This is a genomic window from Pseudomonas sp. Mn2068, assembly GCF_049319725.1.
Taxonomy (GTDB): domain Bacteria; phylum Pseudomonadota; class Gammaproteobacteria; order Pseudomonadales; family Pseudomonadaceae; genus Aquipseudomonas; species Aquipseudomonas gingeri.
On record NZ_JBMOUG010000001.1, the window covers coordinates 325,616 to 345,763 of the forward strand.

General features: G+C 63.1%; 17 protein-coding genes. 11 read left to right on the forward strand and 6 right to left on the reverse strand.

What is annotated here, in order from left to right:
• The first annotated feature begins 44 nt into the window (after window positions 1-44).
• Window positions 45-950 (forward strand): transketolase, encoded by a 906-nt coding sequence (locus tag ACL9RJ_RS01580; RefSeq protein ID WP_177082701.1) that lies wholly within the window; start codon window positions 45-47, stop codon window positions 948-950.
• A gap of 3 nt (window positions 951-953) precedes the next feature.
• Window positions 954-1,934 (forward strand): transketolase family protein, encoded by a 981-nt coding sequence (locus ACL9RJ_RS01585; RefSeq protein ID WP_177117942.1) that lies wholly within the window; start codon window positions 954-956, stop codon window positions 1,932-1,934.
• A gap of 58 nt (window positions 1,935-1,992) precedes the next feature.
• Here the strand turns inward: ACL9RJ_RS01585 and ACL9RJ_RS01590 are convergent, their stop codons facing one another.
• Window positions 1,993-2,898, reverse strand: coding sequence for an NAD-dependent epimerase/dehydratase family protein (locus ACL9RJ_RS01590; protein WP_042936587.1), 906 nt, complete (start codon window positions 2,896-2,898; stop codon window positions 1,993-1,995).
• 144 nt (window positions 2,899-3,042) lie between these two features.
• Here ACL9RJ_RS01590 and ACL9RJ_RS01595 point away from each other — a divergent pair, with 144 nt between their 5' ends.
• Window positions 3,043-3,966, forward strand: coding sequence for a LysR family transcriptional regulator (locus tag ACL9RJ_RS01595; protein WP_422764787.1), 924 nt, complete (start codon window positions 3,043-3,045; stop codon window positions 3,964-3,966).
• A gap of 113 nt (window positions 3,967-4,079) precedes the next feature.
• Window positions 4,080-4,862, forward strand: a complete 783-nt coding sequence (locus ACL9RJ_RS01600) for an SDR family NAD(P)-dependent oxidoreductase (protein ID WP_017128523.1) — start codon at window positions 4,080-4,082, stop codon at window positions 4,860-4,862.
• 14 nt (window positions 4,863-4,876) lie between these two features.
• On the opposite strand, the gene ACL9RJ_RS01605 is transcribed toward ACL9RJ_RS01600, so the two are convergent.
• Complete coding sequence (locus ACL9RJ_RS01605; RefSeq protein ID WP_017128522.1) at window positions 4,877-5,350, reverse strand: MarR family winged helix-turn-helix transcriptional regulator; 474 nt, start codon at window positions 5,348-5,350, stop codon at window positions 4,877-4,879.
• Window positions 5,351-5,735: 385 nt separating this feature from the next.
• On the opposite strand from ACL9RJ_RS01605, the gene ACL9RJ_RS01610 reads away from it, so the two are divergent.
• Genes ACL9RJ_RS01610 through yghU form a run of 4 tightly spaced genes read left to right on the forward strand, consistent with a single transcriptional unit; the run spans window position 5,736 to window position 12,490 of the window.
• Window positions 5,736-8,924, forward strand: coding sequence for an efflux RND transporter permease subunit (locus ACL9RJ_RS01610; RefSeq protein ID WP_177108240.1), 3,189 nt, complete (start codon window positions 5,736-5,738; stop codon window positions 8,922-8,924).
• A 1-nt stretch (window position 8,925) separates the two neighbouring features.
• Window positions 8,926-10,113 (forward strand): efflux RND transporter periplasmic adaptor subunit, encoded by a 1,188-nt coding sequence (locus ACL9RJ_RS01615; protein ID WP_177082695.1) that lies wholly within the window; start codon window positions 8,926-8,928, stop codon window positions 10,111-10,113.
• Window positions 10,106-11,593, forward strand: a complete 1,488-nt coding sequence (locus tag ACL9RJ_RS01620; RefSeq protein WP_422764788.1) for an efflux transporter outer membrane subunit — start codon at window positions 10,106-10,108, stop codon at window positions 11,591-11,593. Before ACL9RJ_RS01615 ends, ACL9RJ_RS01620 begins: the two co-directional genes overlap by 8 nt.
• A gap of 18 nt (window positions 11,594-11,611) precedes the next feature.
• Window positions 11,612-12,490 carry a glutathione-dependent disulfide-bond oxidoreductase gene (gene yghU / locus ACL9RJ_RS01625; RefSeq protein ID WP_017128519.1) on the forward strand — a complete coding sequence of 293 codons (879 nt, stop codon included), beginning with the start codon at window positions 11,612-11,614 and terminating at the stop codon, window positions 12,488-12,490.
• Between the two features lie 64 nt (window positions 12,491-12,554).
• On the opposite strand, the gene ACL9RJ_RS01630 is transcribed toward yghU, so the two are convergent.
• The 3 genes from ACL9RJ_RS01630 to ACL9RJ_RS01640 all read right to left on the reverse strand — a co-directional run bounded on the left by ACL9RJ_RS01630 (window position 12,555) and on the right by ACL9RJ_RS01640 (window position 14,518).
• Entirely contained in the window at window positions 12,555-12,920 is a 366-nt protein-coding gene (locus ACL9RJ_RS01630) for a hypothetical protein (protein ID WP_177082693.1), read from the reverse strand.
• A 160-nt stretch (window positions 12,921-13,080) separates the two neighbouring features.
• Window positions 13,081-13,638, reverse strand: coding sequence for a hypothetical protein (locus ACL9RJ_RS01635; protein WP_177082691.1), 558 nt, complete (start codon window positions 13,636-13,638; stop codon window positions 13,081-13,083).
• Window positions 13,639-13,954: 316 nt separating this feature from the next.
• Window positions 13,955-14,518, reverse strand: a complete 564-nt coding sequence (locus tag ACL9RJ_RS01640) for a TetR/AcrR family transcriptional regulator (protein WP_177117940.1) — start codon at window positions 14,516-14,518, stop codon at window positions 13,955-13,957.
• Between the two features lie 98 nt (window positions 14,519-14,616).
• Here ACL9RJ_RS01640 and ACL9RJ_RS01645 point away from each other — a divergent pair, with 98 nt between their 5' ends.
• The gene (locus ACL9RJ_RS01645) at window positions 14,617-15,261 is read left to right on the forward strand and encodes a glutathione S-transferase family protein (protein WP_422764789.1); all 645 of its coding nucleotides are present in this window, start codon (window positions 14,617-14,619) and stop codon (window positions 15,259-15,261) included.
• Window positions 15,262-15,282: 21 nt separating this feature from the next.
• Here ACL9RJ_RS01645 and ACL9RJ_RS01650 read toward each other — a convergent pair whose 3' ends face one another.
• A complete protein-coding gene (locus ACL9RJ_RS01650) occupies window positions 15,283-16,161 on the reverse strand; it encodes an AraC family transcriptional regulator (protein ID WP_083875452.1) in 879 nt (292 codons plus the stop codon).
• A gap of 221 nt (window positions 16,162-16,382) precedes the next feature.
• On the opposite strand from ACL9RJ_RS01650, the gene ACL9RJ_RS01655 reads away from it, so the two are divergent.
• Together ACL9RJ_RS01655 and ACL9RJ_RS01660 are read left to right on the forward strand one after the other, a co-directional pair.
• On the forward strand, window positions 16,383-18,401 hold the full coding sequence (locus ACL9RJ_RS01655; RefSeq protein ID WP_017128513.1) for a TonB-dependent siderophore receptor: 2,019 nt from the start codon (window positions 16,383-16,385) through the stop codon (window positions 18,399-18,401).
• A gap of 6 nt (window positions 18,402-18,407) precedes the next feature.
• Window positions 18,408-20,114: a cyclic peptide export ABC transporter gene (locus ACL9RJ_RS01660; RefSeq protein WP_083875451.1), complete on the forward strand. Its 1,707-nt coding sequence runs from the start codon at window positions 18,408-18,410 to the stop codon at window positions 20,112-20,114.
• Window positions 20,115-20,148: the final 34 nt, after the last annotated feature.

The window sequence follows — 20,148 nt, forward strand, 5'->3', positions numbered from 1 at the left end:
GAGCGCCGCGGCCGATTTTTCCGTGATATGTCTGGACACTACCCATGACTGATTTGACAAGACAAGGCCTCGACCCGCGGCCATCGTCCGTGCAGGACGACGCGGCTTTCCAACTGACCGCACAGGAACTGGCCCGCTTGCGGGACAAGGCGCAATTCATTCGCCTGGAAACCATCCGCCTGATCGAGATCGCCAAGGTCGGCCACTACACCTCGGTGTTTTCCGCCGCCGAGCTGTTCGCCGCGCTGTATTACGACGTGATGGACCTGCGCCATGGCGAACCGAAATGGCCGGATCGCGACCGCTTCATGATGGGCAAGGGCCACGCCGCCGTCGGGCTGTTCCCGGTGCTGGTGGAGTGGGGCTTCTTCGACCAGTCGATCCTCGATAACTACACCCGCCTGGGCAATCCCCTGGGCGACCACCCGGACATGCGCAAGGTGCCGGGCGTGGACTTTTCTTCCGGTTCCATCGGCCATGCCTTGTCCGGTGGCCTGGGCATGGCCCTGGCCGGGCGCATGCTGGGCCAGTCGTTCAACACCTTCGTCATGCTCGGCGACGGCGAGATGCAGGAAGGGCAGGTCTGGGAGGCGGCCCTGGGCGCGGCCCACCACAAGGTCCACAACCTGTTCGCGATCATCGACCGCAACGGCTTCCAGCTCGACGGCAGCGTCGACGACGTGATCGGCATCGAGCCGCTGGCGGACAAGTGGATCGCCTTCGGCTGGGAAACCCATGTGGTGGACGGCCATGACCTGGCGACCCTGACCCCGCTGTTGCGCCGGCTGAAAGCCGACACCCAGCGTACCCGACCGGTATGCATCATCGCCAATACGGTCAAGGGCAAGGGCGTGTCCTACATGGAAACCGAGCCGGGCTGGCACCTGGGCTATCTCGATCCCGAAGATGCACAACGTGCCGTCGAAGAAATCAAAAGCAAGGTCATCTAAGCCATGAACAACGCACCTCAGTCGAGCAACTCCTGGCAGTACCGTGAACTCAACGAGCAGACCCCCAGCCTCAATGCCTTGTCCGATGCGCTGATCGAACTGCTCGATCAGGGCCATCCGGTGGTCGCCGGTACCGCCGACCTGCAGTACTCCAACGGCTTGTCGAAATTCGCCGGACTGCACCCCGAACGTTTCGTCCAGTTCGGCATTTCCGAGCAGAACATGGTCTCGGCGGCGGCGGGGATGGCAGCGGTCGGCATGCAGCCGTTTGTCGCCACCTTCGCCTCGTTCCTGCCGTTGCTGTGCTGCGAGCAGATTCGCATGGACGTCGCCTATTCGGCGCTGCCGGTGCGCCTGATCGGCCACCATGCGGGGATTTCCCTGGGCTTCTATGGCACCTCCCACCACGCCACCGAAGACCTGGCGATCATGCGTGCGATCGCCGATCTCACCATTGTCGCGCCAGCCGATGGCAACCAGCTCAAGGCGGCAATCCTGGCCTCGGTGCATCATCCGCAGCCGATCTACTTCCGCATCCAGCGCGGGCGCGACCCCGTGGTGTACGAAGAAGTGCCTGCGTTCGTCTTCGGCAAGGCCACGGTTCACCTCACCGGTGCCGAGCTGACCATCATCGCCACCGGTTCCACTGTGCACCCGGCGCTGGAAGCGGCGCGGGCACTGAATGCGGCGGGGCGTTCGGTTGGCGTGATCGACATGACCACCATCAAGCCGCTGGACCGCGAGGCGGTATTGACCGCGGCGCGCAACAGCCGGGCAATTCTCACCGTCGAGGAACACAACATCATCGGCGGGCTGGGTGGGGCGGTGTGCGAGGTGATTGCCGAGGAGGGCATCGGCGTCAAGGTGCGCCGTCACGGGATCTACGACGAGTACAGCCTGATTGCGCCGCCGACGCACCTGTACCGGCACTATCGCCTGGACGCGGCGGGTATCGAGAGCGTGGCGCGGGAAGTGCTGGGCTGATCATCCGATCGTTCCCACGCCGCGGCGTGGGAACGATCACCTCAATACGGCTGGGGGGTTACCACTGTACGTCCGTGCTTTCGATCCACTCCAGGATCGATTCGCGCTTGGGCTGCCAGCCGAGCAATACCCGCGCATTCACCGCCCGCACACGACTGTTGGAACCGATGGCGAAGCGCGCCCAGTCACCCAGTTGGGCAATGGCCTCGTCGGCCGGCCAGCTCTGGATCCGTCCGCCATAACCCAGGGCCTTGCTGATGGCCGTGGCGATCTCGATAAACGAGGCCTCGCCGTTTTCCGCGAAGAACAGCGAAGCCGAGGGTGCCTTTTCGATCGCCAGGCGATAGAGCTCGGCCAGGTCCTCGATATGCACGTTGGACCAGCGATGCAGCCCGGCGCCCATGTAGGCGCCGGCACCATATTCACGGGACTTGGCATAGAGCTTGGGCAACTGGTCGCTCTTGACCGGCAGCCCGAGGGACTCGCCGTAGATCATGGTCGGGCAGAACACGATGCTGCGAATACCGTCCTCGACGCCGGCGCGCCGTACCAACTGGTTGATTTCGACCCGGTCCTTGCGGATGTCCATCGGCGTGAACGGTGTTTCATCGGTAAAAATCTCGGCGCGCTCGTAGGCGCCCCGGGCATCGTCACCCACCACGCTGGAACCCGAGGTGTGCAGCAGGACCTTGCCGCTGCCGCGCAGGGCGTCGATAAAGGTCTGTACCGACCCCAGGTGGTCGGAGTTGGCGGCGTTGACCACCACATCGGCGGCACGCGCCTGCTCGGTGAGGATAAAGGCATCGTCCAGGGTGCCGAGCACGGGGGTGATACCGAGTTCCAGCAGGGCGTTGCGCTGATCCGGATTGCGCAGCAGCCCGCTGACCTGATGGCCAGCCTTGACCAGGTAGCTGGCCACCGAGCCGCCGATATAGCCGGTCGCGCCGGTAACGAAAATTTTCACTGAGATGTCCTCTTCTTGTCGTGGGGCCTGGCGCGGAAAAAAGCGCAGGCGCAGGTATTCCAGGTGCTGGAATCCATTCACGATACGATCCACCCCAGGTATGAGCTAGACTGCTGAAACTCCAATCATCTGTGAACTCGATTCATGCTCAATATCAAAGACATCAATCGCTCCGGCGAAATGGAAGTGTTCACCCGGGTGGTTGCGGCCGGCACCTTTTCCGAGGCAGCCCGCCAGCTGGACATGTCGCCTTCGGCGGTGAGCAAGTTGATCGCCCGCCTGGAGCAACGGCTCGGCGCGCGCCTGCTGCATCGCTCGACCCGGCGCCTGGAGCTCACCGCCGAGGGCGAGCGTTTCAACAGCGAGTGCCTGCGCATTCTCGAGCAGATCGACAACGCCGAGCGCGACGTGGCGAATGTCACCCGGCCCAGCGGGCTGATCCAGGTCAACGCCAACCTGCCGTTCGGCCTGCATTGCCTGTTGCCGTTGCTGCCGGACTTCCTCGCCGCCTATCCGGACATCACCCTCAATGTCGAACTGACCGATACCGTGGTCGACCTGCTCGAACGTCGCGCGGATGTGGCGATCCGCACCGGACCGATGAAGGAGTCGAGCCTGGTCCAGCGCCGGCTCGGCGAAAGCCGTCTGATCACCGTGGCGGCGCCGAGCTATATCGCCCGTTTCGGCAAGCCCGAGTCACTGGAGGCGTTGCATGGGCACAACCGCCTCAGCTTCGGTTTCCACCGCTACTCCCAGGCCTGGGTGTTTCGCGGCGACGAGGGCCAGTGCATCGAGATCGAGCCCCAGGGCAATATCCTCCTCAGCGACGGCGAGAGCATGCGCCAGTCGGCACTGGCCGGACTGGGTATCGCCCGGCTGGCCAACTTCCATATCGGCGCCGATATCGAGGCCGGGCGCCTGGTGCCGTTGCTGGAAACCTGGGACAGCGGGGAAAGCGAGGCGATCCACGCGGTCTTCATCGGCCCCGGACGGCAACTGCCCCATCGGGTGCGGGTGTTTATCGACTTCCTGCTGGAGCGGATCGCCCCACGCCTGTCCCAGGACTGAGCGGGCAACGCGGTTTTGCAAAAAGGCTTAATTCAGTCTTCGACAATTCTTGAAAATCCTTCGCCCGGGCCTGGGGCATGATGATCCGCACAAGAACAACCCAGGCGGATTTCATGGATTATCAACTGACCGGCAAGACGGCGCTGATCACCGGCGGCGCCACGGGGATCGGCAAGGCCATCGCCCACGGCTTCCTGCTTGAAGGGGCCAACGTAGTCATCAGCGGTCTGCTGGAAGAAGAGGTCACCCAGGCCCTCGAAGAACTGGGGCCGCGCAGTAAGGGGCTGGCCGGCGACCTGACCCAGGCCGGCGTGCCCGAGCGACTGGTGGCCCTGGCCCGGGAGTTCGGGCCCATCGACTTTCTGATCAACAACGTCGGTATCTTCGAGGTACGGGATTTTTTCGACACCGATGATGCCCGCTGGCTGCACTACTTCAACGTCAATGTCATGAGCGGTGTGCGCATGAGCCGCCTGGTGATGAACGACATGCTCAGCCGCGGCGAGGGTTCGGTGGTGTTCATCAGCAGTGAGTCGGCGGTCAAGCCGCAACCCTGGATGGTTCACTACGGTGCGATGAAAGCCTGCCTGCTGGGCTTGTCCCGGGCCCTGGCCGAACTGACCAGGGGCACGGCGGTGCGGGTCAATTCGATATTGCCGGGCCCGACCGCCACCGAGGCGGTGCGTCGTTATCACCGGGAGATTGCCGAAGAGAAGGGGATCAGCCCGCAACAGGTGGTGGCCGACTACTTCGACGAAACCGAGCCGACGTCGCTGATCCGACGGATGATCGAGCCCGAGGAAGTCGCCCGCAGCGTTCTGCACCTGGCGGCCTCGCCGGCGCTCAATGGCATGGCGATGCGCGTGGAAGGCGGGACCATTCGCTCGATTCTCTGACGGTCGCGCGGGGTTCAGGCTCTGCCGAGCAGGGCCTGGGCGAAGTCGTCCGAGGAAATGAAGTCCATGGTCTTGCGCAACTGGAGGGTTTCTTCCGCGCCGAAGGCCTGTTCGAAGCGGCTCGACATCTGCCGGGAGACCAGCAGCGCCTCTTCGTACTTGCGCCGGCCTTCCTCGGTCAGCAGCACGCGACGACCGCGGCGGTCGAGCTCATCCACCTGCAACAGCACCAAGCCGTCGCGCACCAGCGGCTTGAGGGTATGGCCCAGCGCCGACAGGTCCATGACCAGGGACTGGGCCAGATCGCGCATGCGTGGTTCGTCGGAGCGGGCGATATGCGACAGCAGGGAGTACTGGGTGGCTTTCAGGCCGCAGGGTGCGAACGCCTCGTCGTAGATTTGCCCCAGGCGCCGGGACGCGCGGCGTACGGCACCGTTCGCGCAACTGCTGGCCTGCGGGCTGTCGGGACCGGGTGGTGCACATTTCAAGGGCTGATCACTCTCTTAAGGCTGGATCGATGGGGTAATTATGCCTGCGACCGTCTCGAGAACAAGGTCTTTCATTCCCGAGGCGGCGATCTGGCCGATCACGTAATGATTCCATAATCCATGGATGCTTAAAGATCACTGCACAGATGACGGAATGGCTCCTTCACCTCTGACACTGGATCTTCAACTGCGTTCTGCAAGAAATATACTTGCGTATGCCACTAAAATCTATATCGTGGCATATGCCTCTTTATGACCAGGATGTCAGTGCTGTTTGCCCGGGTTGAGGAGGGCGCGGGACGGGAGTAGAGCGCCGTATGAAGCGCCCCGCGAGCCTGCGTCATGCGCCTTCTTCACTGTCCAACCCCTTGTCTGGATCACCTCCATGCTGAGCCTTGTGCGCATTGCTTTGCGGCGCCCCTATACCTTTGTTGTACTGGCAATCCTCATCCTGATCGTCGGACCGCTCGCGGCCTGGCGCACGCCCACCGATATCTTTCCGGAAATCCGCATACCGGTGATCGCCGTGATCTGGCAGTACACCGGCTTGCCGCCGGACCAGATGGCCGGTCGGATCACTTCGCCTTTCGAACGGGTGCTGACCACCACGGTCAACGACATCCGCCATATCGAGGCGCAGTCGATGACCGGCTACGGGATCGTCAAGGTGTTCTTCCAGCCCGGGGTCAATATCAGTACCGCCAACGCGCAACTGACTTCGGTGTCCCAGGCCATCCTGCGCAACCTGCCGCCGGGCACGGTGCCGCCGCTGATCCTCAACTACAGCGCCTCGACGGTGCCGATCGTGCAATTGGCGCTGTCGGGCAATGGTTTCAGCGAGCAGAAACTGGGCGACCTGGGCCTCAACACCGTGCGATTGATGCTGACCACGGTTCCCGGCGCGGCCGTGCCGTACCCGTTCGGCGGCAAGAGCCGCCAGGTGCAGATCGACCTGGACTCGGCGCGGATGCAGGCGCGGGGGCTTTCGGCGCAGGATGTCGCCACGGCCCTGGCGACGCAGAATGTGATCACCCCGGTGGGCACGCAGAAGATCGGCAGCTATGAATACACGCTGCAACTGAACAACTCGCCCACGGATTTCCATGACCTGGAGAACCTGCCGATCAAGACCGCCGATGGCACCACGGTGCTGATTCGTGACGTGGCGACGGTGCGTGACGGCAACCCGCCGCAGAGCAACATCGTCCACGTCAACGGCAACCGGTCGGTACTGATTCCGGTGCTCAAGACCGGTTCGGCCTCGACTCTCGGGGTGATCGCCGGGATCAAGGACAAGCTGGCCGACAACAAGGCCGCCTTGCCGCCGAACCTGAATATCGACCTGATCGGCGACCAGTCGCTGTTCGTCCGTTCGGCCATCAGCGGCGTGGCCCGCGAGGGCCTGATCGCGGCGGCGCTGACCAGCCTGATGATCCTGCTGTTCCTCGGCAGCTGGCGCTCGACGGTGATTATCGCTGTGTCGATTCCACTGGCGATCCTGTCGTCGATTGTCACCTTGTCGGTGCTCGGCGAGACCCTGAACATCATGACCCTGGGCGGCCTGGCGCTGGCGGTGGGGATCCTGGTGGACGATGCCACGGTGACCATCGAGAACATCAACTGGCACCTGGAGCAGGGCAAGCCGGTGGAGCAGGCGATACTCGACGGGGCCGCGCAGATCGTCACGCCGGCCTTTGTCTCGCTGCTGTGTATCTGCATCGTGTTCGTGCCGATGTTCTTCCTCGACGGTGTCGCACGGTTCCTCTTCGTGCCGATGGCCGAGGCGGTGATCTTTGCCATGATCGCCTCGTTCATCCTGTCGCGGACCCTGGTGCCGACCATGGCCAACTACCTGCTCAAACCCCATGTCCACGGGGATGACGGGCAGCCGCACGTGGCCCCCTCGAACAATCCGCTGGTGCGTTTCCAGCGCGGCTTCGAGGCGTGCTTCGAAACCCTGCGCGGGCATTACCACGGCGTACTGGACAGCGCCTTGCACCATCGACGCGTGGTCGTGATCGCGATGCTGGCCTTTGTGCTCGCCTCGTTCGCGCTGGTGCCGCTACTGGGGCGCAACTTCTTCCCCGAGGTCGACTCCGGGCAGATCCTGCTGCATGTGCGGGCACCGGTGGGCACGCGGGTGGAGAGTACCGCGCAGCTGATCGCCGAGGTCGAGAAGTCGATCCGCTCGGTGATCGAGCCGGACCAGCTGGCGGCGCTGGTGGACAATATCGGCCTGTCCATCAGCGGCATCAACACCGCCTATAACAACACCGGTACGGTCGGCTCCCAGGACAGCGATATCCAGATCAGCCTGAAGGAAGGCCACAAGCCGACGGCCGACTATGTGCGTGAGTTGCGTGAGGTGCTGCCGCGGGAATTCCCCAATGCGGTGTTCTCGTACCCGGCCTCGGACATTGTCGGGCAGATCCTCAACTTCGGCTCCTCGGCACCGGTCAACGTACAGATCGCCGGCAACAACCTGGCGGCCAACTTCAGCTATGCCAGCCGCCTGCTGCGGGAAATCCGCCGGGTGCCCGGCGTGGTGGATGCACGGATCCAGCAGTCGCAGCAACTGCCGACCTTCAAGATCGATGTCGACCGCACCCGGGCGCAACTGGTTGGCCTGACCGAGCGCGATGTCACCAACAGCCTGGTGGTCAACCTGGCCGGCTCCAGCCAGGTAGCGCCGACATTCTGGCTCAACAACGCCAACGGCGTGTCCTACCCGATCGTGTTGCAGACCCCGCAGTACAGCCTCGACAGCCTGGCCGCCTTGCACAACCTGCCACTGAGCGGCAGCGCCGGCGCGGCGTCCGACCAGACGCTGGGCGCCCTGGCGTCGATCCAGCGCAGTCATGGCAACTCGGTGGTGACCCAGTCGGATATCCAGCCGGTCGTGGAGATCCTCACGTCGATCCAGGGCCGTGACCTCGGTGGGGTGGCCGCCGATATCCAGAAGATCCTCGCGGCGCATGCCGGCGATGTTCCAACCGGTTCCAAGGTGCAGTTGCAGGGACAGGTGCAGACCATGAACGCGGCCTTCGGCGGGCTGCTGTTCGGCCTGCTGGGCGCCGTGGTGCTGATCTACCTGCTGATCGTGGTCAACTTCCAGTCCTGGAGCGACCCGTTCGTGATCATCACCGCGTTGCCGGCGGCCCTGGCCGGGATTGTCTGGATGCTGTTCATCACCCATACGCCCTTGTCGGTGCCGGCCTTGACCGGGGCGATCATGTGCATGGGGGTAGCCACCGCCAACGCGATCCTGGTGGTGAGCTTCTGCCGCGAGCGCCTGGCGGTCCACGGCGATCCGGTGAAGGCCGCCCTGGAGGCCGGCTTTACCCGCCTGCGGCCGGTGATGATGACCGCCATCTCGATGATCATCGGCATGGCGCCCATGGCCCTGAGCCTGGGCGAGGGCGGTGAACAGAACGCCCCCTTGGGCCGCGCGGTGATCGGCGGCCTGGGTTTCGCCACCATTGCCACATTGTTCCTGGTTCCACTGATTTTCAGTCTTGTGCACGGGCGTCGCCAGCACGCCACGCTTGCGACCACCGTCACTCAAGGGGTTTGACATGTCCATCGACACCATCGTATCCAACCAGGGCCCGCGTCGGCGCTCGTCCCGTGGCCTGGTTGCACTCCTGCTGGGGCTGGCCTTGCTGGTCGCCATCGTGGGCTTCGGCATCGCGGTGCGCGCCACCGAATCCCGCGACCTGAAGACCTGGACCAACACCCAGGCGCTGCCCAGCGTCAATCTGGTGACTCCGGGCGTGCAGCCCCAGGGACCGGTGCTGAACCTGCCGGGGCGACTGGAGGCCTATTCGCGGGCCTCGATCTTTGCCCGGGTCAACGGGTACCTGAAGTCCTGGAAAGTGGACATCGGCAGCCACGTCAAGTCCGGGCAACTGCTGGCCGAGATCGACACCCCTGAACTCGACCAGCAATTGCTGCAGGCCCGCGCCGACCTGGCTTCGGCCCAGGCCAATGCCACCCTGGCCGAAACCACGGCCAAGCGCTGGCAGGCGATGCTGGCTTCCGACTCGGTGTCGCGCCAGGATGTCGATGAGCGCACCAGTGACCTGACGGCCAAGCTGGCGAAGGTCAAGGCGGCCCAGGCCAATGTCGATCAACTGGTCGCGACCAGGGGCTTCCAGCGCCTGACCGCGCCGTTCGAGGGGGTGGTCACGGCACGCTCCACCGACGTCGGCGCCCTGATCAGCGCCGGCGGCAGTGCCGGGCGCGAGCTGTTCGCGGTATCGGATGTCAGCCGCCTGCGGGTTTATGTGCAGGTACCGCAGACCTTCTCGCCACAGATCCGCGTCGGTACCACGGCCCGGCTCACGGTGCCCGAGTACCGCCAGGAGGCGTTTACCGCCAAGGTGATCGCCACCGCCGACGCGGTGACGGCGGCGTCCGGCAGTACCCTGGTGCAACTGTTGGTGGACAACCCGGGCGGTCGCCTGCTGCCGGGTGGTTATACCAGCGTGCAGTTCGACCTGCCGGTGCAGGCCGATGTGCTGCGCCTGCCGGCCAGCGCCCTGGTGTTCGACGACCACGGCATGCGCGTGGCGACCCTGGATGCGAACAACCATGTGCTGTTCAAGACCGTCAGCATCGCCCGTGACTTTGGCGACACGGTGGAGATCGGCAGCGGCCTGGTGGCCAGTGACCGGGTGATCGATACGCCGCCCGATGGCCTGGCCGACAACGATGCGGTGCAAGTGGCCTACAACCCGTCGGAGGTCAAACCCCATGGCTAAGTCCCGTGTGCTGTGGTCATCGAGCCTGTGGCTGCTGGCGAGTCTCGGCCTGGGCGCCTGCTCGCTGGCGCCGGAGTTGAAAGTGCCCGCCACTCCGGTGCCCGGACAGTTTCACGATCAGGCGCCCTGGACGCTGGCGACGCCCGACGACCAGGCCAGTCGTGAAGACTGGTGGCGGATCTACAAGGATCCGCAACTGGATGCGATGCAGCAACAACTGCTGAAGAACAACCCCGACCTGAGCGCTGCGCTGGCCCACTACCTCCAGGCCCAGGCGTTTGTCGCCCAGGCCCGCTCCGGACTGTTTCCGACCATCGAGGGCATTGGCAGTGGCCAGCGCCTGCGGCAGTCGGACACGCGGCCGTTGCGTTCGAGCACCTCGCCGGACGTCTACAACTCCGCGACCCTGGGTATCGAGGTGGATTATGAGGTCGATCTCTGGGGCCGCGTGCGCGACACGGTCGCCGCCGGCAACAGCGAGGCGCTGGCCGCCAAGGCCGACCTGGCTTCGGTGCGCCTGAGCCTGCAGGCCCAGTTGGCGGACAGCTGTATCCGCCTGCGCGGGCTCGACTGGCAGGACCAGTTGCTGCATGAAACCAGCGACGCCTATGCCAAGGCCTTGAGCCTGACCGAAGGCCTGCACGGCGGCGGTATCGTCTCCGGCCTGGACGTGGCGAGGGCGCGTACCCAGTTGTCGACGGTGAAGTCGCAGTTGACCCAGAACCTCGCCCAGCGGGCACTGATCGAACATGCCATCGCCGCGATGCTCGGTGAGTCGGCGTCGACCTACGCCATTGCCCCGAGCACCGCGCCTATCGCCCTGCCTGGCATACCGACGGGCGTGCCCTCGACACTGTTGCAGCGCCGCCCGGATATCGCCGCCGCCGAACGCCGGATCGCCGCGGCCAACGCACGGATCGGCGTGGCCCGCGCGGCCTGGTTCCCGGCCATTACCCTGAGTGCCCAAGGCGGCTACCAGAGCGACGAGTTCGCGCGCCTGCTGACCGCGCCGAACCTGTTCTGGGCCATCGGCCCCTCGCTGGTGACGACCCTGTTCGACGGCGGTGCGCGCCAGGCCCAGGTGGATATCGCCAGGGCGGCCACCGACGAGGCCGCCGCCAAGTATCGTGGGGTGGTGCTCGGCGCGTTCGAGCAGGTCGAGAACAATCTCTCGTTGATCGCCGGCCTGGGTAGCGCGCTGGACGACCAGCGCGACGCCGCCGCGGCCGCGCAGTACGCCCAGGACCTGTCCCTGGCACGCTATCGCCAGGGCGCTGTCGGATACCTTGACGTTGTCACCGCACAAGTCGCTTCGCTGCAGGCACAACGTTCGGTGCTCGAGTTGCAGACCCAGCAGTTGAGTGCCAACGTGGGCCTGATCAAGGCGCTGGGCGGCGGTTGGAACATCGCCCGGTTGAACGGTACAGCCGATGTCGCCGCCAATCGGGCCAGCGCAGTCGATACCGCAGTCATCCATTGAAACCAAGGAGTATTGAGCATGACCCACTCATCGGATTACCAGCCACCCAAGGTCTGGACCTGGATTACGGAGAACGGCGGGAAGTTTGCCAATATCAACCGGCCCATCGCCGGGGCAACCCATGACAAGGAGTTGCCGATCGGACGTCATCCGTTGCAACTGTATTCCCTGGCAACGCCCAACGGCCAGAAGATCACCATTCTGCTGGAGGAGCTCCTGGCCCTTGGTCACCAGGGCGCGGAATACGATGCCTGGTTGATCCGTATCGGCGACGGTGATCAGTTCGGCAGCGGTTTCGTGGACGTCAATCCGAACTCCAAGATTCCTGCGCTGATGGACCACAGCGGGCCGAAGCCGATCCGGATCTTCGAGTCGGGGGCGATTCTGCAATACCTGGCCGAGAAATTCGGCGCGTTCCTGCCGACCGAGCCCGCTGCACGCGCCGAATGCCTGTCCTGGCTGTTCTGGCAGATGGGCAGCGCGCCTTATCTGGGCGGGGGCTTCGGGCATTTCTACGCCTATGCGCCGACAAAGATCGAGTACGCGATCGACCGCTTTGCCATGGAAACCAAACGCCAGCTCGATGTGCTCGACAAGCGCCTGGCCGTCAGCGAATACATTGCCGGCGACGAGTACACCATCGCCGACATGGCGATCTGGCCCTGGTACGGTGGCCTGGCGAAGGGGCGGCTCTATGAGGCGGCGGAGTTCCTGTCGGTGCAGGATTACCGGCATGTCCAGCGTTGGGCCGATGCCATCGACGCACGTCCCGCGGTGCAGCGCGGACGGATGGTCAACCGCGTGTCCGGGGAGCCTTCCAGCCAATTGCGTGAGCGTCATGACGCCAGCGATTTCGCGACGCGCACTGAAGACAAGCTGGCTGCCGTGAGTCAGTGACACGATAGGGCGATAAAGAAAACCCCTTGCTCGCCCGGACAGGCGAGCAAGGGGTCGAGCAGCCTCAGTGAAGCTGGGGTATGGGGGTATCAGCGACCAGCGCCTCACGCCTGAGCATGATTTTCAGCGCTATCGGTGTCTCTTCGTCGTGGACGACGAGTAACCGCAGATCCAGCCAGGTGACACCCGACTGGCATGTCCAGGGGGCAAAGTAGTCAAGACTGAAGTCAAAGTACGGGGGTACCTCGACCCAGGTCTTGAACACGATTGCGCTGTAAGCCGCGTGCAGCACCGAACTCAGGCGAAAGCCATGTTTGGCGATGCTCGGCTGTCGATCAATGTCTACAGCTTCACTCCAGACATCGGCAGTGATAACAATCGGCAACTTGAGCAGTTCCAGTTGCTGTTGGGTACAAGCACTTGGTTTCATGGTTCTCTCCTGCAAGATGGAGCGCGGAGAGACACCGCACCCATACGGGGAGTGTTCCCCGCGCGGGTTGAAACGGTTTTGTAGCGAAACGCCTATCCTGTCCGGGCCCTACGGACTGCCGATCGATTGAAGCCGGTCGGCAGGCCAGCGGGGCTTCGGGTCAGAACATGTATTGAGCAAGGATGTGGTCGAAGCCGATCTTGAGGAGCGGAAAGAGCACACTTGCGACAACGATTCCCAGTTGCCAATAGACGAATCTGTTTTTCGACTTCAAGTCCTTGATGGAGGACTCGAGCAACGTGCTTTTTTCGTCGGTCAGGCTCTCCTGTTTCTTCATGGCGGCATGCAGGCTGTTGCCTTTTTTATCGATTGCGGAAAACACCTCGTCGCTCTGTTTTTCCACCAGCAACCGAAGGTCTTCGACCTGGTGGGTGATAGCGCGATTCAAGATGGCTATCTGCTCACTTTGCCGTTCGAGCAGGTTATGGAGTTGTGCGGTCTGTTCTTCGAACTGACTTCGAACCCCCCTGATCGAACCGCGCATCTCGCCGGCCACGTCCGAGATGGATTTTTTCAACTGGTTTTCGGTTCGCGCCAGATCGGGTTTCAGGGCAAGAATCTGCACGTCTTCCCGACAAGCCTCGGTAACGGCCCTGGCTTTCTCCGGTGGAACCCTGAGGGCTATCAGCGCGTCGTACAGCGACATTTTCAGGCTCATGGTGTCTCCTCGATCAAATGATTGACGGAGACACCCCCTGACGGCTGGTCTCCGTCAGGGTTGGCGTGGTGCATTCGGTCGGCGAGGGCGTCGACGACTGTTCGCGCTTGCGAATGCTGGGCGAACTTCGGGCGATCAATGCGCAATAAGCGCACCGTGGCCTTGAAGATCGCGACCACTTGGGCTGGTGCTGTCGATGACAGCTGACCAGATCAGATCATCCCTCCAGAGCAGCTGGACCGGCTAGTCAGCCACTTCCTTTCCTGGCATGGGAAAAGGCGTTCGGGGGCCTTTGCGTTCGATCAGGGCCTGTTTCTCAGGGAATCAGGCCGGCCATCCGATACGAGCCGATCAGCTGGTCATAGATCGCGATGTCGTTGCGTCCCCTCGACACCAGTTGTGCCCCCTGGATCGCGGCAAAGATCGACAGCGCCTGCTGCCTGAGGGCTTCGGGTTGCGCATCCGCGTGTTTCAGGGCCAGCACCCGGGCCAGCCAGGCGATGTTGGCGTCCGTGAAGGCCTTCACTTCGACCTGCACTTCCGGCGGCAGGTCGTGGTGTTCGGCGGCCAGGATGCCGCACAGGCACATGCGGTTGCCGTTCTCCAGGGCGGCACGAAACACCGCCGTGTAGTTCTTCAGGACCGAGGAGGGATCCTGGGACGCCGCCAGGAACTGTTCGAAAAAGCCCAGGGCGTCTTCGGTATAACGCCGGGCCAGTGCGGCGCCCAGGTCGCCCTTGGTGGGGAAGTGGTAGTGGATGCTGGCACTCTTGATGCCGACGTCCTTGGCCAGTTCGCGAAAGCTCAAGGCGTTGTAGCCGCGGGCCTGTACCACCGCGCGCGCAGCTTGCAGGATGGTTTGTCGGGTGTCTGTGCTCATGAAAATTTTGCCTACCTATCGATAGATATACGTTGACAAGGGTATGCCGTTGCTCTCATTGTCTACCTTCCGATAGGTAGATGGCAATGGAGTCAAGAATGAAGATTTACGATATGCCCGGTTTTCCCAGCCCGTTGCGTGTTCGTGTGGCCCTGGCCGAGAAAGGCCTGGCCTCGCGGGTCGAGTTCATCCGCGTCGACGTGCCGGCCGCCGAGCACAAGCAGAAGGCCTTCCTGGAGAAGAACCCCACCGGCACGGTGCCGGTACTGGAGCTGGATGACGGCACCTGCCTGGCCGAATGCACGGCCATTACCGAGTACCTCGACAACCTCGACGGCAAGCCCACGCTCACCGGCACGACGCCGAAGGAGAAGGGCGTGATCCACATGATGCAGAAGCGTGCCGACGACCAGTTGATCGACGCCATCGGTATCTACTTTCACCACGCCACCGAGGGGCTCGGGCCGCAGTTGAAACCCTACAAGAGCCCCGAGTGGCAGGAGCGGGCGGTCTGGGGAGAAAGGAATCGCGAGAAGGCACTCAACGGCATGCGCTATTTCGACCAGGTCCTGCAGACCCGGCCGTACGTGGCTGGCGATCAATTCTCGATGGCGGATATCACCGTCTGGGCGGGCCTGGTCTTTGCCGGTTTTGCCCAGATTGCGATCCCGGAGGAATGCACGGCGCTGGCGGCCTGGAACGCCAGGGTCAGTGAGCGTCCCAGCGTGAAAAACCCGGCCTGATCGCGTCTGCGGTAAAGACGTTTACCCGGCACCGAGCAACTCGGTGCCGGTTTCGGCGCTGGACAGTCCCTGTCCGCCAGCCAGCACCCGCTCGACATACTGCGCCGGTGTGCTTCCGAGCAAACTGCGGAACATGTAGATAAAGGCACTCGAACTGCGATAACCCAGGGCCTGGGCCACTTCGTTGATCGACACGCCTTCCACCAGCCGGCAGATCGCCTCGTCGACCCGCACCTGCAAGCGCCAGTGGTGAAAGGTCACGCCGGTTTCTTCCTTCATCCGCCGCGCCAGGGTTCGTGAACTGGCACCGATGCGCTCACCCCATTCTTCCAGGGTGTCGTTGTTGTCCGGACTTTGCAGGATGGCATCGCAGACCCGCCGCAACCGGCGATCCAGCGGCATCGGCAGGTTGTTGTTCTGTCGAGAGGCCTGGCCCAGCAGATGAATCAGCAATCCTGAAGCCTGTTGGCGGGGTTGTTCGGCCAGGATCGGGTTGTCGTTGAGCATCAGGATCAGTTCGCGCATCAACGGCGTCATGGTCAGCACACAGCATTCATCCCAGCGCCACGGCACTGCGTGGGGTTCCAGATACACCGAGCGCATCGAGATTTCCCCAACCATCCGTACTTCATGGGTCACCCCCGCCGGTATCCACAGCGCCCGCATGGGGGCCAGGGTCCAGGCCCCGGTTTCGGTGGTCACCCGCATCAGTCCCCGTGGCGAATACATCAGTTGGATCCGGGCGTGGGAGTGGGGCTGCTGCCTGGCCCCCGAGGCATAGTCATAGGCCCTGACCACCAGCGGCGGGGCATCCTCGGGAAATTCTCGGTAGGGGGTAATGGCTGCTTTTGGGGCGGGATGGTCGTGAGCGGCAGAAAAGCGCCAATTCTGTCCTTTCATCGATACAAGTTGTCCTGAAGCCAAGTAAACAGACTGGCAAAATTAATGCAAACCAATCGCATTTACAACCATCAGAGCCATTGATTCTCATGAGCAGAAGTATGATTGAACGCTTTGCACACGTTCCCTCGCCTTGCCGGCTGACGTTTAACCACCTTCTGTTTGCTCCCCTGGCGCTGGCTGCGGCAGTGGCGCAGGCTCAATCGTCTTCGGAGACGGTCTTGCCGCAAACCCAGATCGTCGGTGACCAGATTACACAGAATGCCGCCGTGACTGAAGGCACCGACAGCTACAAAGCGTCCCTGGTGACGGTTGGCAAGGTGCCGGTACAGCCCAAGGACCTGCCGGGTTCGGTCTCGGTGATCACCCGCCAGCGCATGGACGACCAGGCTATGACCACGGTGGACGACGCCCTGCGCAATACACCGGGAATCACTGCCGTGACCTATGGTGACGGCACGAGCTATTTCCAATCCCGCGGCTATGCCGCCGAGGTGCAGTTCGATGGTCTGCCGGCCAACAACGGCCTGCAGTATCTGCCACAGTTCGACCTCGCGATGTACGACCGGGTCGAGGTCCTGCGCGGTCCCGCCGGGCTTCTGCAAGGCTTCGGGAACCCGGGTGGCACGGTCAACCTGGTGCGCAAGCGTCCCCAGGATGTGTTCGGCCTGACTGGCGCGGTATCGGCCGGTTCCTGGGATACCTACCGGACCGAATGGGATGTCACCGGCCCGCTGACCGACAGCGGCAACATCAAGGGGCGCCTGGGTTTCAGCGGGCGGGATGAACGGGGCTTTCAGGATGACGGCAAGACCGGCCAGGGTCTGATCTACGGCTCGCTGGCCTTTGACCTGGATCCGGACACCGAGCTGACGGTCGGCATGGCCCAGCAGAAAATCAACCTGAATGGCGTGGACTACGGCTTGTCGACGTTCACCAACGGCCGCTTTGTCGATTCGAAACGTTCGGGTTTCTACGGCACCGACTGGAGTTATGCCGACACCGACATGACCGAAATCTATGCCGATCTGGTGCATCGCTTCGGCAACGGCTGGCAGAACCGCACGGCGATCAACTACCGGACTTCGGAGGTGAGTTCCAAGTACGGCTACATCGATGGCCAGGTCAATCCCGATCGTTCGGCCGACTACTGGTTGCAGCGTCAGCAGGACCGTTATCGCTGGGTTGGCGTCGACTCCTATGTCAACGGGCCATTCGAGCTGTTCGGTCGCACCCATGAACTGATGCTCGGGGTCAATTATGCCCAGAGTCACCAGCACAGCCTGTCGGGCGGCACCAGTGGCGGGGTGGTCGACATCGACAACATCAATGTGCCCAACACTGATATTCCCTACAGCTTTGGTACCACCTCCGACACCAGCCAGTATGGCGTCTATGGACAGGTCACCTTCAAGCCGGTGGACGACTTGTCGCTGATCCTCGGCGGCCGCCAGAACCACTATGAAAGCTCGCGGCAGAACCTGCTACCTTCGAACGGAGCGACGGTCAACGATCCTGACCAGAACAAGTTCACCCCCTATGCCGGGGTGGTCTACGGCGTGAATTCCTGGCTGTCGGCGTACGCCAGCTACTCGGACATCTTCACTCCGTCGCAGGCCTTCCAGACCACCGCCAGCGGCAGCGTGCTCAAGCCGCGCACCGGTCATCAGGCCGAAGTCGGGCTCAAGGGCGATTTCCTCGATGGCCGCCTCGACGCCTCGCTGGCCGTGTTCCAGATCGACGACCAGAACCGTCCGGTGGCCGACGACGCCAACCCCGGTCGTTGGCTGGCCCAGGGCAAGGCCCGCAGCAGCGGCTTCGAGGCGCAAGTCACCGGCAAGATCCTGCCGAACTGGGATGTACAGGCCGGCTATACCTACCTGCAGACCAAGCTGCTGGGATCGGCAGCCAGCGATGGCAGCATCCAGGACCCGGAAGAACCCAAGCACATGCTCAAGCTCTGGAACACCTATCACTTCGAGGGTGACGCCCTGAACAACTGGCGTGTCGGCGGCGGCGTTCGTGCCCAGAGCCGTACCACCCGCAATGAAGTCAGCTACCAGGGCGGTTACGCGGTGGTGGATGGCCTGATCGGCTACAAGATCGACGAGCATCTGGACCTGGCCCTCAACATGAACAACCTGCTGGACCGTACCTACTATGCGCGGGTGCCTTCAAGCTACTACGGGCTGTATGGCGATCCACGCAACGCGACGCTGACCTTGCGAGTGAAGTACTGATCACCGATGACTTCGACCAGACAAACCAACCCCTCGATTCCTGGCCAGGACACCCGGCCAGGAGATTCCAGCACGCCCTTCGCGCTGTTGCTGGGCATGCTCCACGGCGCACGCAGTTGGCTTGTGCTGGCGGCCGTGGCGAGCTTGCTCAGCGGTTTCGGCAGCGCTGCCATGGTAGCGTTGATCAACCAGGCACTGTCGGTCGAGGGCGATGAGCTGGGTGCCCTCGGCCTGCGCTTCATGCTGCTGGGGATCGGCGTGCTGCTGCTGCGCCTGTTGTCGCAGACCCTGTTCCTGTACCTCGGGCAACGGGCCAAGGCCAGCGTGCGCTTGCGCACCATCGGGCATATCGCCAACGCCTCCTATGCCCACCTGGAGCGCTATGGCGGCGGGCGGCCCCTGGCGATCCTGACCGGAGACCTGGATACGCTGGTGGTACTGTTCATTAATCTGCCGACCATCATGATGCAGAGCACGGTGATCATCGGCTGCCTGACCTACCTGGGCTGGCTGTCCTGGCAGATCCTGCTGTTCGCGCTGGTGGCCATCGCCATCGGCGCGGTGGGTTTCCTGTTGGTCAACAGCCGGGCCTTGGAGCATCTGCGCGGTTCGCGGCAGCGCGAGGACGATCTGATCCAGCAATTTCGCGCCCTGTTCGACGGTGCCAAGGAACTCAAGCTGCACCGCTCCCGCCGTCGCACCTTTATCGACGACACGCTGGCGCCGCATATCGAGTCGGTGCGGGTGCAACGTACCCTGGGCTATGTGCTGTTCAGCGCCGCGTCGAGCTGGGGCAACCTGGTCCTGTTCGCCTTTGTCGGCCTGACGCTGTTCGTGCTGTCACGCACCTATGACGTCGACCATCAGGTGATGTCCGGCTACGCGATGATCTTCCTCTACATGATCCTGCCGATCGAGGGCCTGCTGGCGGCCCTGCCGACCCTGGGCTCGGCGCGCATCGCCCTGGAGCGGATCGCCCGCCTGGAGGCGCAACTGCCGGCCGAGATCGCGGGCGAGCAGGGGGAGGACAGCGGCTTTCGGTCCATCGAGTTGCGTGGTCTGAGCCACCGTTACTTTCGAGAGAAGGAAAACAGCTACTTCATGCTCGGTCCCATCGATCTGCGGTTCTCGCCGGGGGAAATCACCTACCTGATCGGAGGTAACGGCAGCGGCAAGACCACCCTGGCCAAGCTGCTGGTGGGCCTGTATGAAGGCGAGGGCGGTAGCGTGCTGCTGGACGGTGAACCGGTTGAGGCGGCGACGCGCGATGCCTACCGACAGCGCTTTTCCACGGTATTCAGCGATTTCTTCCTGTTCGATACCCTGTTGGGGGTGATGCCACCCCATCTGGAGCCCCAGGCCCGGACGCTGCTCAAGGCGCTGCAACTGGAGCACAAGGTGAGCATCGAGGACGGTGCCTTTACCACCCTCAATCTGTCCCAGGGCCAGCGCAAGCGCCTGGCCTTGCTGGTGGCGTTGCTCGAAGACCGAGCCTTCTACGTCTTCGACGAATGGGCGGCCGACCAGGATCCGGCCTTCAAGGAGGTGTTCTACAAGAGCCTGCTGCCGGACCTGAAGGCCCGTGGCAAGGCGGTGTTGGTGATCACCCACGATGATCGTTATTTCTCCCTGGCCGACCGCTGCATCAAGCTCGACACCGGCCAGATCGTTGCCGATGTGCCGGGTGCCGTCAGTGCAGAGGAGCTTCGATGAGTATGCTTGAGTCCAATCCCATCGTCGGGGCCTG